The sequence below is a fragment of the Pseudoduganella plicata genome (assembly GCF_004421005.1).
GTDB classification, from domain to species: Bacteria; Pseudomonadota; Gammaproteobacteria; order Burkholderiales; family Burkholderiaceae_D; genus Rugamonas; species Rugamonas plicata.
Genome location: NZ_CP038026.1, coordinates 1,754,091 through 1,766,330 on the forward strand (window position 1 = coordinate 1,754,091; position 12,240 = coordinate 1,766,330).

Below are 12,240 nucleotides of genomic sequence, written 5' to 3' on the forward strand. Positions count from 1 at the left end.
GGACGGAACCGAATATATCGGCGCACAGATAATTTCCGTACGGCAATTAACGCAAGGCCTATTATGCAGATCGACAGGATGGGGATGTTGACACTCATCAGCCAGGGCCAACGGGATGAGATACCGATTGAGATACGGGACGAGAGGCGGGGCGATCTACACGAAGAGATACGCGGGCGCCAGTAAGGGCGCCCGGCAGAGGTGATGGCGACCGGCGCGCGGAACGCTCAGCCGCAGGAAGCGGAACTCAAATGGCCGGGAAATGGCTTGCGAGTGCCCGGCCCAGGCATGCCGACTACCCTCCCCCGTCCGCGAACTGCGCGGCAACGGCTTCCCGGGCTTCCACGCGGCCGACAACGCCTGTCCCTCCTCGATCTGCTCCTCCGTCATCTGCTTGATGACGGAGGCGCGCTGTTCGGCGGCGTTGGCGTTGCCGCTGGCGGCGGCCAGGTTCCACAGCATGTAGGCCAGCACGTTATCCTGCGGCACGCCGCCGATGTGATAGCGGTACATCAGGCCCAGCACCTGCTGCGCCTGGGCGTGGCCCTGCTCGGCCGCCTTGCGGAACCAGCTGACGGCCTGCTGGTGGTCCTGGATGACGGCGTTGCCCGTGTAGTACATGGCGCCGACGACGTATTGCGCGTCCGCCTTGCCCTGCACCGCCGCCTTGCGGTGCCAGGCCAGCGCCTGCTTGTAGTCCTGCTGCACGCCGCGGCCCATGTAGTACATCAGGCCCAGCAGATGCTGGGCGTCGGCGCTGCCGGCGCGTGCCAGCGGCAGGATTTCCTTGTAGGCCACCGCGTAGTTCCTGTTGTTGTACGCGGTAGCGCCTTCGACGAAACCGGCAAGTGCGTTCCCATGCAGGGCCAGCGCGATGCCGATCGCCACGATCAGTTGTCCGAGTTTTTTCATTTGCAAGGTTTTTTACATTCGTTTTTGTTCTGCTTGTCTCTGAGGTCCGCCGCGCGTAACCGTCACTTCCAGCTGACGCGGCCCAGCCCATCGACGCTGACGTTGCGGTTGAGCGGCTTGCCGTAGACGATGACGGAGCCCAGTCCCGACAGGTTCAGGTCGAGGTTGGTGCGCGCGTTGACGGTGGCATTGCCGAGGCCGGAAAGGTCGATGCTGACGGAGCCGGCCTCGAACTGCTGCGCATTGAGCCCGCCCAGTCCGCCCAGCGACGCACGCAACAGGCGGCTGCGCCCGCCCATCGTCACGTAACCGGCGCCGCGCAGGTCCAGCTCGACGCTGTCGCTGTCCCTGACCCACAGCTGCATGCTGCCCACACCGCCCAGGCTGGCACGCAGGCGTCGGTACTCCGAGGTCAGCTTCATGCTGCCGGCGCCGTCCAGCGTGATGTCCAGCTCGTCGCCCTTGAAGCCCGACACTTCGCTCGACCCCAGCCCCTCCGACACCAGCTCGCGCAGTTGTGGCAGCACCAGCTCGGCCCGCAGCGACGGCCGGTTCAGCCGGACGCCCTGGATGGCGGTGTCCAGCACCAGCGTGTCGCCGGACTGCTCCGCCGTCACCTTGTCGAGATAGCGCCGATCGCCGCTGATTCTCAAAGTGGCCACAGCCCCCTGGCGTACGCGCAGGTCGACGATACCGTCCAGCCGGACGCGGACGATGCGGTTGTCCACGGCCCGGTCTTCTCCCGCTTCCTGCGCCGCCACGAGTCCCGTGCACGAGCACAGTACCCACAACATCAGCGTCTGGATCAGCGGCAGGGGGCGAATTGGTGTGGTCATGTGTTCTCCTTGTATGGCGGGGCTGGCCGGCGGGTGGCGCACGGCCGGCGGGCAACATTATCGATTGCGCCATCTTATCGGCCTCGCCGTCCCGTCGTACGGCAATTGCGACGAACTGCGGAAATACGTGACCGGACGCCGCAAAGGCGGTGCAGGACGCGGCATGGCAGCCGCTGTCGCGCAACTTTGCCGGCGACGCGAAAACCGCGCCTGATGCGCCTCCACAGGGCAATCCATTGCCCGGAAAGCGCTAGCCATCCCGTGTTTAGTAAAAGTGATTAAACTGCGGCCCGTTTTTTCGAAGCGCTTGATCTTGTGTTTTTTGAAATGCAATACTCGAACGGCTGAAAAAGAGGCCCGGCAGTGGCCTACATTCCAACGAGGAGACGAGATGCATCCCACCAAGAGAAGCTTGATGAGCCTGGCCGTGGCCAGCGCCTGCAGCCTGTTTGCGCTGTCCGCTTTTGCCCAGGCCGGCGGCGCTGCGGCCGACCCCAATGCCACTCCCCCGCCGAAGCCCCGACCGGCGCACCGCGCAGTACACCTATATCGAGCGGCGACCAGATCCCCGAGGTCAAGGTCACGGCCACCCGGTATTCGACGTCGCTGCTGAAGACGCCGCTGGCCGTTTCCGCCTTCAGCCAGGAGCAGTTGAGCCGCAAGGGCGCGACCAGCCTGAAGGACCTGACGGGCGAGATTCCCAACGTCGTCATCCAGAGTACGGGCCTCGACTCGGCCGTGCAGATCACGATCCGCGGCATCACGTCAACCAACTTCACGGAGACGGGCGACCCGGCCGTCGGCTTCCACGTGGACGGCATGTACTCGCCGCGGCCGCAGGGCGCACAGGCATTGATGTTCGACGTGGACCAGGTCGAGGTGCTGCGCGGCCCGCAAGGCACCTTGTTCGGCCGCAACTCCACGGGCGGCTCCGTCAACGTCATCTCGGCCAAGCCCGACTTCTCGGGCAATTACGGCAAGGCCGAAGTCGACATCGGCAACTACCGCAAGAAACAGGTGACGCTGGTGCAGAACGTCAAGGTGAACGACCGGCTGGCCCTGCGCGGCACGTTCATGAAAGTCGAACGCGACGGCTACGCCAACCAGATGCGCGACCTGTCGGAAGCGAACGCGCCGCAACTGGGCTGGGTCCCGGACGGCATCCCGGACGTGGACCAGCGCTTCAATAAACCGATCGGCAAGGACAAGTACTACACCAACCAGGACCAGTGGGCCGCGCGCCTGTCGGCACTGTACAAGGTGAACAACGACGTGACGCTGAAAGCGGCCTACGAACACTTCCAGGACGACGGTGCCGGCGGCGCGCCGTTCCGCGACTGCGAGGCTTCCGCCGGCACGCGCTACCAGTGCGCACCGGGCACGGGCAAGTGGGACCTGCTGGTCAACGTGCCGGGCCAGGTGGACATGCAGATCCGCACGCTGCGTACCGGCCTGTCGTGGACCATCAACCCGACGACGACCTTCGACTACACGTTCCAGGTCGCGGACCAGAAGCGCTCCGAGATCACCGACGACGACATGGGCATGCAGCATGCGGCGCCGTTCCAGATCAATGGCGCGTATCCCAACACGCCTGAAGGCAACTGGGGCACGTGGCCGCTGACGGATTCGTTCCACCGCACGCTGTCGTCGCGCTACCTGTCGACGGTGCACGAGGCGCAGCTGAAGCAGACACTGGGCAATGTGCAGTATGTCGCGGGCCTGTTCTGGATGCACGAGCGTAACCGCATCGACTACGAACAGACCCACACGATCCAGAAGCCCTACGGCGACGTAGGCTCGGTGCTGTACCACCAGCCCAACCGCCAGGTCGATGCGAAAGCCGTGTTCGCGCAGGCCGACTGGAAGTTCATGCCGTCGTGGACCGGCACGTTGGGTGCGCGCTACAGCATCGACAGCAAGGAGGACAAGGGCGGCGAAGTGTATGGCGCCAACTGGAAGGGCGACCCGGCCTACTACAATGGCCTGTACAGCCAGGGCACGCCGGGTACGCCGGGCTTTCGCGTCCACAACGGCACCGACCTGACGGACGCAATGGGCGGCAGCGTCGCGGCCTACCACCTGTACGGCGCACCGACGTCGAACGACCACAAGGAAACGTGGCGCAAGGTGACGTGGCGCGTGGGCCTGCAGAAGCAGATGACGCCGAACCAGATGGCCTATGCCTCCGTCTCGACGGGCTACAAGGCCGGCGGCTTCGCCGACAAGACGGACAGCTGCAACTACCATATGTGCGCCGACGGCAAGCCGGGTGTCGTCACGTTCCTGCCGTACGGTCCGGAACAGGTGACGAACTTCGAACTGGGCTACAAGGGCAAGTTCCTGGACAACCGGCTGTCGCTGTCGGCCACGGCGTTCTGGATGAAGTACAAGGACATGCAGCTGACGGGCACCTACTTCATCAACCAGATCATCCCGGATAACGGCCTGCCCTGCCCGACCGACCAGCCCAAGTGCGACGTGTACGAAGCCTGGCGCACGATCAACGTGGGCAAGGTGGACATCCCGGGCCTGGAACTGGAATGGGACTACCGGCCATGGCGCGGCGCCCGCTTCGGCGGCGGCATCGCCTACATCAACACGGACGTGCACGACTTCCGCGAATTCTCGGATGACTATCAGTGCGACGTGCGCACGGAACTGGGCCTGCCACCCTGCCCGCCGATCTACAACGGGCCGGAAAAGGAACTGCAGGGCCGCCGCCTGTACAACATCGACGGAAACCACCTGCCGAACACGCCGAAGTTCCAGGTCAACCTGAACTTCTCGCAGGAGTTCTCGCTGCCGGGCGGGTTCCGCATCACGCCGTACGTGAAGGTGAACTGGCGCGACAAGGCCTACTTCGACCTGCGCAACTCGGACTTCGGCACCGTCGGCCGCTTCCAGAAAGCCTACGCGATGACGGATGCGTCGGTGCGCCTCGATGCGCCGAGCGACAAGTGGCACGCGGAGCTGTACGTGCGCAATGTGGCGGACAAGCACGCCGCGCAGAACCGGGAGTCCGTGTTCGGCGGCTTCATGAAGGCTTACTACGTCGAGCCGCGCATGTTCGGTATTCGCGTGGGTGGCGAGTATTGATGGTCTTGCGCGGTTGGGGACTGGCACCTGAACGTGCCAGTCCCCGCTGCCTCAAGCCTTACCACCCCATCACCTCCCGCAACTGCGGCACCAGGTCGTCGGCCATGCGCGCATGCTGCTCCCGCGTCGGATGCGCATCGGCCGCGTCGCCAGGATAGTGCCGCGAGACGACGCGCGAGACCCATGCATCGGCCACCCGCCGGACCGTCTCGTCGAGGTACGCGCGCAGTGCCGCCTTCTTCTCGCCATCCAGGATCGCCCCTTCCGTTAGCACGATGCGCGCCTGCGGATGATCGCGCCGCAACGTCCGCACCAGCCTCACGTACTCGCTGACGTAAGCCTCGCGCTCCGGTAACCCCTGATTGAAATCGTTGGTGCCGATGGCGCTGACGATCAGGTCCGGCGCATAGCGCCGTTGATCCCAGCCTTCCGGCCGGCCCGGATCGGCAATGGCCAGCTCGTATAGCCGTCCCAGATTGAACTCGTCCGTCCTGCCGTCCCAGCTGCGCACGAGGCCGCGGCCGCCGTGGCAGACAAGCTGCACCTGCCCGCCCAGCGCAGCACCGGCCAGCATGCCGTACGAGACGCGCGGATTCCACCAGACGGGCTGCTTCGGCCCGGGCGGCGTACGTTCCAGCGCTTCGCCGCAGGTGACGGAGTCGCCCAGGAACAGCAGCCGGCGCGCCGGCAGCGCGGGTGGCGTGACGAAGCCGCCGTCGGTGGCAAAGCGCGTCAGCGTGACCGTGCCGTGCCACGTCTCGGAGCGATGAAGTACCTGCGCCGTGTGCACACCGGGCGGCAAGACATCGGCCAGCACATACCGCCGTGCCACCGGGTCCAGGTGCAACGTCCGCACGGCGCCATCGACAACGACGTCCAGGTAGCTCCTGACGCCCGTGCTGGCGGCATCCATCGCAAGCGACGTGCCCTCGAAGCGCACGAAGAAGCTGACGCCGGGATAGGCGAAACGTACGGCGCCTGCGTCCGCGTCGACGGTGCGCCCCATCCGTACGATCCTCGCGTCGCCCGCGGACATTGATTCGGCCCCGTGAACGAGGCCGGAGAAACAAAAAAACGCGGCCAGGGCCGCGTTCATCGGATGCCTTATCGCTCGCATCGTTTTCATCCTCACTGTTTGATCAGGCGGTCGATGTCGGGCCGCATGGCGTCGCCCCAGATCCTGTAGCCTTCCTCCGTGAGATGCAGGTAGTCGGGCATGATCCGCGGCGAGATCGTGCCGTCCGCCTGGATGAATTTGCGGCCATAGTCGCGGAAGAACACATGCTTGCCGTCGTCCAGCTTTGCCACGTCGCGATTGACCTTGACGACGTTCAGGCGGCGGGGGTGGTCGGGATTGGGTTCCACTGGCAGCACGGCATTGAGCAGGATCTTCGCATCCGGATAAATCTGGCGCAGCGACGACACCACCGAGGCGATGCCGCGATAGACCTGGTCCGGCCCTTCGCCGCACAGGCCGAAGTTGTTGGTACCGATCAGCAGCACGACGACTTTCGGGCGCAGCCTGTCCATGCCGCCGTTCTGCAGGCGCCACAGCACATTGCCCGTGTGGTCGCCCCCGATGCCGAAATTCGCGGCTTTATAGTTGCCGAAGTGGCTGTCCCACTCGCTCCTGGGCCATCCTTCCGTGATCGAGTCGCCCAGGAACAGCACGTCGACATCGCCCTTGGCCGCCAGCGCGGTCTTGTCCTTGTTGATCCCGTTCCATCGCTCGATCGACATCCACGGGAACTCCACGCTGCGCGGTTCCACGTTGGTGGCGCACTGGCGCACCTGGCCCGGCACCTGATCCTGCGCACCCGCCGCAGCGGCGGCGCACAGCAACGCCAGCGCCGTCATCGTCTTCATCCGCATCCCTGTCTCCTTTGTTTTCATTGATGGGATAATTCTACTTCGATGCCACGCGGCGCGCGGTTCCAGCCGCGCCCCTGCGGGCCGGGTCTGACCCGGCCCGCCACGATTCGTGCGGTTCTCCGGCCGCCGGCACTGCGACAGCCGCGATCCAGACCCTCACCCGCATCAGGCGCCTTCCTGCGGCGTCAGGCGCAGCATCGTCACGCCATGCGCCGGCAGTTTCAGGGCCAACGGCTTCTTCGTGTCGCCCGTCCTCTGCTGCCACAGGTCGGACCAGCGGAATGCCGTCTTCTTCAGGTCCGCCGAACGCTTGCTGAGGTCATCGCTGAGCGGCTGCTTGTTCCAGTCATAGGCGCGTTCCAGCGTACGCTCGCCCCGGTTCAGGAACAGCACGGCCCAGTCGTTGCCTGCCAGGGGCTTGATCCACACTTCCAGCGGCCCGTCCGTCAGCATGCGCAGCGCCTGCACGCCCAGCTTGTCCTGGTTCACTGCGATGACGTCCTTGTTCGTCAGGATCTTGCGCACGGACTCGGGCATGCTGCGCAGGTCGTTGCCCGAGATGAGCGGCGACGCCATCATCGACCACAGCGAGAAGTGCGACCGCTCTTCGTCCGGCGTGAGGCCATTACCCACTTCCAGCATATCGAGGTCGTTCCAGTGGCCCGGCCCCGCGTACTTGCGCAGCGCCAGCGACTTGTCGACGATCTTCATCACGCCGAACGTGGACCACGATCCCAGCGACACTTCACAATCCCAGCAGGCGTAGATGTCGCCCGTGGTCCGCCAGGAATGGCCGACGTTGGGTGCCCAGTCCCAGGGCTTGTTGTCGCCCCATTCGCAGATCGACAGCAGGATGGGCCGGCCGGCCGCGCGCAACGCGTCGCGCATCGTCGTGTAGGCGCCTTCCGCGTTCAGCCCCTTCGTATCGCACCAGTCGTACTTGACGTAGTCCACGCCCCAGGCGGCGTACGTGCGCGCGTCCTGGTATTCGTGACCGCGGCTGCCGGGACGCCCGCCGCAGGTGGTGGCGCCTGCGTCCGAATACAGACCAAGTTTCAATCCGCGCGCGTGGACGTAGTCCGCCAGGGCCTTGATTCCGGACGGGAAGCGCGCAGGGTCGGCCTGGATGGTGCCGTCCTTGTCGCGCTGGCCGTGCCAGCAGTCGTCGATATTGACGTACCGGTAGCCGGCGTCCTTCATGCCCAGCCTGACCATCGCATCGGCCGTTTCGCGGATCAGTTCTTCGTTGATCTCGCAGCCGAACTTGTTCCAGCTGTTCCAGCCCATCTGGGGCGTGTCGGCCAGGCCTTCGAATTTCTGCGCGTGTGCCGGGCTGACAAGGACGGCCATCATGGCTGCGGCAATGAGTGACTTCTTCATTTGCGCTCCAACCCTTTCAGTCTGGCGGCCGTTTCGCGGATCAGCGCGATCGTGCTGGCATCCGTGTCGAACACGGAGTACAGACCCTGTTCCTCCTGCGGCGGATCGCCCATCAGGTCGTTGCCCTCCTTCCACCAGTAGTCGGGATTGGCGGCGCGGCCGGCGCCGCCCCAGGCCCAGAAGTTGAAGCCGGCAATCGGGTCGCCCTTGGCGGCGCGCGTCGTGATGACGTTGAACACTTCACCGTAGAAGCGGTCGCGCACCGTCGTTCCCGCCTTGATGTCGAACGAAGCGCCGTCGCGGTCCATGCCGAATTCCTCCAGCACGATAGGCTTGCCCAGCTTTTTCGCATAGTCGATGTGCACGTTCAGATAGTGGCTGCTCTTTTCCATCGCGCCTTCCCACGTGGCCGCGACGTTCTTCGAATCGATCCAGCCCCAGTTCTTCGGCCACAGGTGGTACGTCAGGTAGTCGATGTGCTTTGTCTGGTGCGCCTTGACGAACAGGTCGGCGTCCTGGGCGGAGCCGGCCAGGCCTTCGCTGCCACTGCTGACGAGATGGTTTTTATCCAGGCTGTGGATGTAGGCGGCCGTGTCGGCGATCCATTTGACGTACACCGCCTTTTCCTCGGCAGTGGCCTTGCCGTTGCCCGGACGCGGCTCGTTGGCAAGCTGCCACGACATCACGGTCGGATCGTCCGCATAGCGCTTGCCAGTGACCGTGTTGACCCGTTCGACGATCGTGCGGATCACGTTGCGGTACTCCTGCTGGGCCTTGTCGTTGCGGTAGAACCGCGCCGTCTTCGCCATGTAGTCGTCGTAGTCCTTCGTGATGTTCGGATCCAGCGCCTTGGTGCCCTCGAACCAGTTCAGGTACTGCGTCATGCCACCCGACCATTGCCAGAAATTGTTCAGGTAGATCACCACCGTCATGTCGCGTTTTGCCAGCTCGGCCACGAGGAAGTCCAGGCCGGCCAGCAGGTTTTCATCGTACCGTCCTGGCGCGGCCGTCGTGGCGGGGCGTACTGCGCTCGGCATGTCCGTCTTCTCCGAGACGGCCAGCACGCGCACGTTGTTGATGCCGGCCGCCTTCATCGTGTCCAGTTCCTTCAGCAGGCGTGCGCGGTTGCCGACATTGCTGGCTGCACCGAGGTAGGCGCCATACCAGAAATTGGCGCCGGCGATGTAGTAGCGCTGGCCACCCTTGGCGAAGTGGGTCTTGTCGACCTTTACAAAATTGTTGGTGGCGGCTGCCGCGTCCATCGGCACGGCGTGCAGCATCATCAGGCTTGCGACCAGCTTGATCATGGTTTTCATTGTTGTCTCCTTGTTGGTTGTCGTTTGCTTACCCGCCAGGTCAGCGCCTGCGCGGGCGGATGGTGCCGCCTTCTAAGCCGCGCTGACGTTATCGGCGTACATCGCGGCATAGCGGATGCCGAAGTACAGGATGAACAGATAGCAGGCTGCCGGCACGAGGAACGACAGCTGCAGGCCGACGGTATCGGCCATGAAGCCCTGCGCGAAAGGCACGATGGCGCCGCCGACGATGGCCATGCACAGCACGCCGGAACCCTGCCCCGTCTGCGCGCCCAGCTTGTGCAGCGCCATGCTGAAGATCGTGGGGAACATGATGGAATTGAACAGGCCCACTGCGATCAGGGCCCACATGGCGACCTGGCCTTGCCCCAGCACGGCGATCAGCACCAGCACGATAGTGGCGGCGGCGTTGAACGCCAGTGCCTTGCCGGGGCTGACCCGGCGCATCACGACAAAGCCGACGAAGCGGCCGACCATCGCACCGCCCCAATAGTAGCTGACGTATTTCGCCGCGTCGCCATGCGACAGGCCGGCGATGCGCGCTTCGCCCAGGAAGTTGATCAGGAAGCTGCCGATGGAGACTTCCGCGCCGACGTACAGAAAGATGCCAATGGCGCCCAGCAGCAGATGGCGGTGCTTCAACACCGACGGCTTGCCCTCGCCTGCCAGCTCGGGCAGACCGTCGTCGTGCGTGATCGTGGGCAGGCGCACAACGGCGAACAGCACGGCCAGCGCCAGCAGCGCACCGGCAAGCGCCAGGTATGGGCCCTGCACGGCGGCGGCTTCCTGTGCCCGGTGGGCCAGCAACTCGGTGCCGGCCAGTTTCGCCGCATCGACGATGGCCGGGCCCTGCGTGAGGATCAGCATGCCACCCAGCGCCGGCGCGATGGTCGTGCCGAGGGAATTGAACGCCTGCGTCAGCGTCAGGCGGCTCGACGCCTGGGCCGGCGGCCCGAGGACGGTCACGAACGGATTGGCGGCGACCTGCAGCACCGTGATGCCCGCGGCCAGGACGAAAAACGCGAACAGGAACAGCCCGTAGCCGCTCATCGCCGCGGGATAGAACAGTGCACAGCCCACGGCGGCGACCACCAGGCCTGTGACGGCGCCGCGCTTGTAGCCGATGCGGCGGATCAGCATGCCCGCCGGCAGCGACACGATGAAATAGGCGCCGAAGAAACAGAACTGCACGAGCATGGCCTGCACGTAGTTCAGGGTGTAGATGGCCTTCAGGTGAGGGATCAGAACGTCGTTCATCGACGTCAGCAGGCCCCACATGAAGAACAGGATCGTGATGACGGTCAAAGGGAAAGCATGCGACTGCTGTGCGCTGGCGATCGGCGCATACGGGGCGTGCGCCGCCGGGCTGGATTGGTCCATCGTGTCTCCTGAGATGTCCGCGGCTGCGGATTTTGTTGTGCGGCGATTTTGCATGCGCCCCGCCCGGCCGGTCAAACGCTGCCGCTTTTTTGGGCGCAAGTTTAGCGGCGTTCACTAAACACGCTCAGCATGCGCCTCGCGTCGCGGGGCGCATGCTGCCGCCGGGCGGGCCGCCGGTGTTTAGTAAATCCGACTAAACTTTTCCGCAAACGGCCTTCCACGTTTGACCGCGGCCGCGCGGCTATGCAAGACTGTTGGCATAAGATCGGCGCATGCAGTAAAAAATACGCACCGTGCAATCACGACGGAGACGGAGGATATCCATGTTCAAGCTTTACGCGGGGAGGATTTCATGACGGCCCCTGGCGGCGTCACGATCCGCGATATCGCCCGTGCCGCCGGCGTTTCGGCCGGTACCATTTCGCGCGCGCTGAAGAATGAACCGGGCCTGACGGAATCGACGCGCCAGATGGTGCTCAGCACCGCGCGCGAACTGGGCTACGATTTCTGCAAATTGCGGCCGAAACGGCTGCGCCGCCTCACCTTCCTGCTGCATCGCCAGCACAACACGGCGTCGAGCAGCCCTTTTTACTCGCCCGTGCTGCACGGCGCCGAGGAAGCCTGCCGCAAGCAAGGCATCGTGCTGTCGTTCATGGCCGTGGGCCCCGCCGACGGGCTGGCGGACCAGCTGCGCATCCATGCGCCGGACGCCATCGTCTGCGCCGGCTTTTTCGAGCCCGAGCTGCTGACGGCGCTGCGCGGCACGGGCAAGCCCATCGTGCTGATCGACATGAAACTTCGCGGCTACAGCTCCGTCAATCCGGACAATATGATGGGCGGCTACCTGGCAACGAAGCACCTGATCGACCGGGGCCGCGAACGCGTGGGCTTCATCTCCGGTTCACTGAGCCATTACAGCATCCGCGAGCGGGCGCGCGGCTATCGCCAGGCCCTGTACGAGGCCGGCATTCTGGCCGACCCGCGGCTGGAAGCCGGCCTGCCCGATGGCGTGGACCTGGAAACGGGCGCATGGGAAGCGACAGACACCTTGCTGGCCCTGCCGAAACCGCCGGACGCGCTGTTCTGCTACAACGACAGTGCGGCGCTGGTGGCGATGCGCTGCTGCCTGGCGAAAGGGCTGAAGGTGCCGCACGATATTTCGATCGTCGGCTTCGACGACATTTCAACGGCCGTGCTGGGCCACCGGCCGCTGACAACGCTGCGCATCAACAAGAAGGAGCTGGGCGCGATGGGTGTCGCGATGCTGCTGGACGGCCGCATCAACGAAGTGGAGGAAAGAATTTCACCCGTGGAGCTGGTCATCCGCGCCAGCACCGTATGCCAGGACGCGCCGCGACGACGAAGCACGCTTTGATATCGGAGTCCGATGCCCCGGAGGACTCCTGCAAGGCGGAGGAACAACCATGCCTGAAAGGCGGAAGCGA

At 64.7% G+C, this 12,240-nt stretch carries 9 protein-coding genes; 2 read left to right on the forward strand and 7 right to left on the reverse strand.

Translation table 11 applies throughout. The features are described from left to right. Positions 1 to 156: 156 nt before the first annotated feature. Together E1742_RS07695 and E1742_RS07700 are read right to left on the reverse strand one after the other, a co-directional pair. Positions 157 to 912 (reverse strand): tetratricopeptide repeat protein, encoded by a 756-nt coding sequence (locus E1742_RS07695; RefSeq protein ID WP_134384335.1) that lies wholly within the window; start codon positions 910 to 912, stop codon positions 157 to 159. 62 nt (positions 913 to 974) lie between these two features. After that, the gene (locus E1742_RS07700) at positions 975 to 1,748 is read right to left on the reverse strand and encodes a GIN domain-containing protein (RefSeq protein WP_229466622.1); all 774 of its coding nucleotides are present in this window, start codon (positions 1,746 to 1,748) and stop codon (positions 975 to 977) included. Between the two features lie 651 nt (positions 1,749 to 2,399). Between E1742_RS07700 and E1742_RS07705 the strand changes: the two genes are divergently transcribed. After that, positions 2,400 to 4,847 (forward strand): TonB-dependent receptor, encoded by a 2,448-nt coding sequence (locus tag E1742_RS07705; protein WP_229466624.1) that lies wholly within the window; start codon positions 2,400 to 2,402, stop codon positions 4,845 to 4,847. A 58-nt stretch (positions 4,848 to 4,905) separates the two neighbouring features. Here E1742_RS07705 and axe2C read toward each other — a convergent pair whose 3' ends face one another. From axe2C to E1742_RS07730, 5 genes are all read right to left on the reverse strand, one after another. Further along, on the reverse strand, positions 4,906 to 5,943 hold the full coding sequence (axe2C, locus tag E1742_RS07710; RefSeq protein WP_134384337.1) for a bifunctional acetylxylan esterase/glucomannan deacetylase AxeC2: 1,038 nt from the start codon (positions 5,941 to 5,943) through the stop codon (positions 4,906 to 4,908). A 32-nt stretch (positions 5,944 to 5,975) separates the two neighbouring features. Continuing rightward, on the reverse strand, positions 5,976 to 6,719 hold the full coding sequence (locus E1742_RS07715) for a GDSL-type esterase/lipase family protein (RefSeq protein WP_134384338.1): 744 nt from the start codon (positions 6,717 to 6,719) through the stop codon (positions 5,976 to 5,978). 165 nt (positions 6,720 to 6,884) lie between these two features. Continuing rightward, the gene (locus tag E1742_RS07720) at positions 6,885 to 8,099 is read right to left on the reverse strand and encodes a glycoside hydrolase family 27 protein (RefSeq protein WP_134384339.1); all 1,215 of its coding nucleotides are present in this window, start codon (positions 8,097 to 8,099) and stop codon (positions 6,885 to 6,887) included. After that, on the reverse strand, positions 8,096 to 9,415 hold the full coding sequence (locus tag E1742_RS07725; RefSeq protein WP_134384340.1) for a glycoside hydrolase 5 family protein: 1,320 nt from the start codon (positions 9,413 to 9,415) through the stop codon (positions 8,096 to 8,098). The genes E1742_RS07720 and E1742_RS07725 overlap by 4 nt, the downstream gene beginning before the upstream one ends. A gap of 72 nt (positions 9,416 to 9,487) precedes the next feature. Then, the gene (locus E1742_RS07730) at positions 9,488 to 10,795 is read right to left on the reverse strand and encodes a sugar MFS transporter (protein WP_134384341.1); all 1,308 of its coding nucleotides are present in this window, start codon (positions 10,793 to 10,795) and stop codon (positions 9,488 to 9,490) included. A gap of 352 nt (positions 10,796 to 11,147) precedes the next feature. On the opposite strand from E1742_RS07730, the gene E1742_RS07735 reads away from it, so the two are divergent. Then, the gene (locus tag E1742_RS07735) at positions 11,148 to 12,170 is read left to right on the forward strand and encodes a LacI family DNA-binding transcriptional regulator (RefSeq protein WP_134384342.1); all 1,023 of its coding nucleotides are present in this window, start codon (positions 11,148 to 11,150) and stop codon (positions 12,168 to 12,170) included. Positions 12,171 to 12,240: the final 70 nt, after the last annotated feature.

Excerpts from the sequence above, each read along its gene's own strand:
- E1742_RS07735 (WP_134384342.1), top strand. The coding sequence starts at position 11,148 with ATGACGGCCCCTGGCGGCGTCACGATCCGCGATATCGCCCGTGCCGCC.
- E1742_RS07725 (WP_134384340.1), bottom strand. The coding sequence starts at position 9,415 with ATGAAAACCATGATCAAGCTGGTCGCAAGCCTGATGATGCTGCACGCC.
- E1742_RS07695 (WP_134384335.1), bottom strand. The coding sequence starts at position 912 with ATGAAAAAACTCGGACAACTGATCGTGGCGATCGGCATCGCGCTGGCC.
- E1742_RS07700 (WP_229466622.1), bottom strand. The coding sequence starts at position 1,748 with ATGACCACACCAATTCGCCCCCTGCCGCTGATCCAGACGCTGATGTTG.
- axe2C (WP_134384337.1), bottom strand. The coding sequence starts at position 5,943 with ATGAACGCGGCCCTGGCCGCGTTTTTTTGTTTCTCCGGCCTCGTTCAC.
- E1742_RS07730 (WP_134384341.1), bottom strand. The coding sequence starts at position 10,795 with ATGGACCAATCCAGCCCGGCGGCGCACGCCCCGTATGCGCCGATCGCC.
- E1742_RS07720 (WP_134384339.1), bottom strand. The coding sequence starts at position 8,099 with ATGAAGAAGTCACTCATTGCCGCAGCCATGATGGCCGTCCTTGTCAGC.
- E1742_RS07715 (WP_134384338.1), bottom strand. The coding sequence starts at position 6,719 with ATGCGGATGAAGACGATGACGGCGCTGGCGTTGCTGTGCGCCGCCGCT.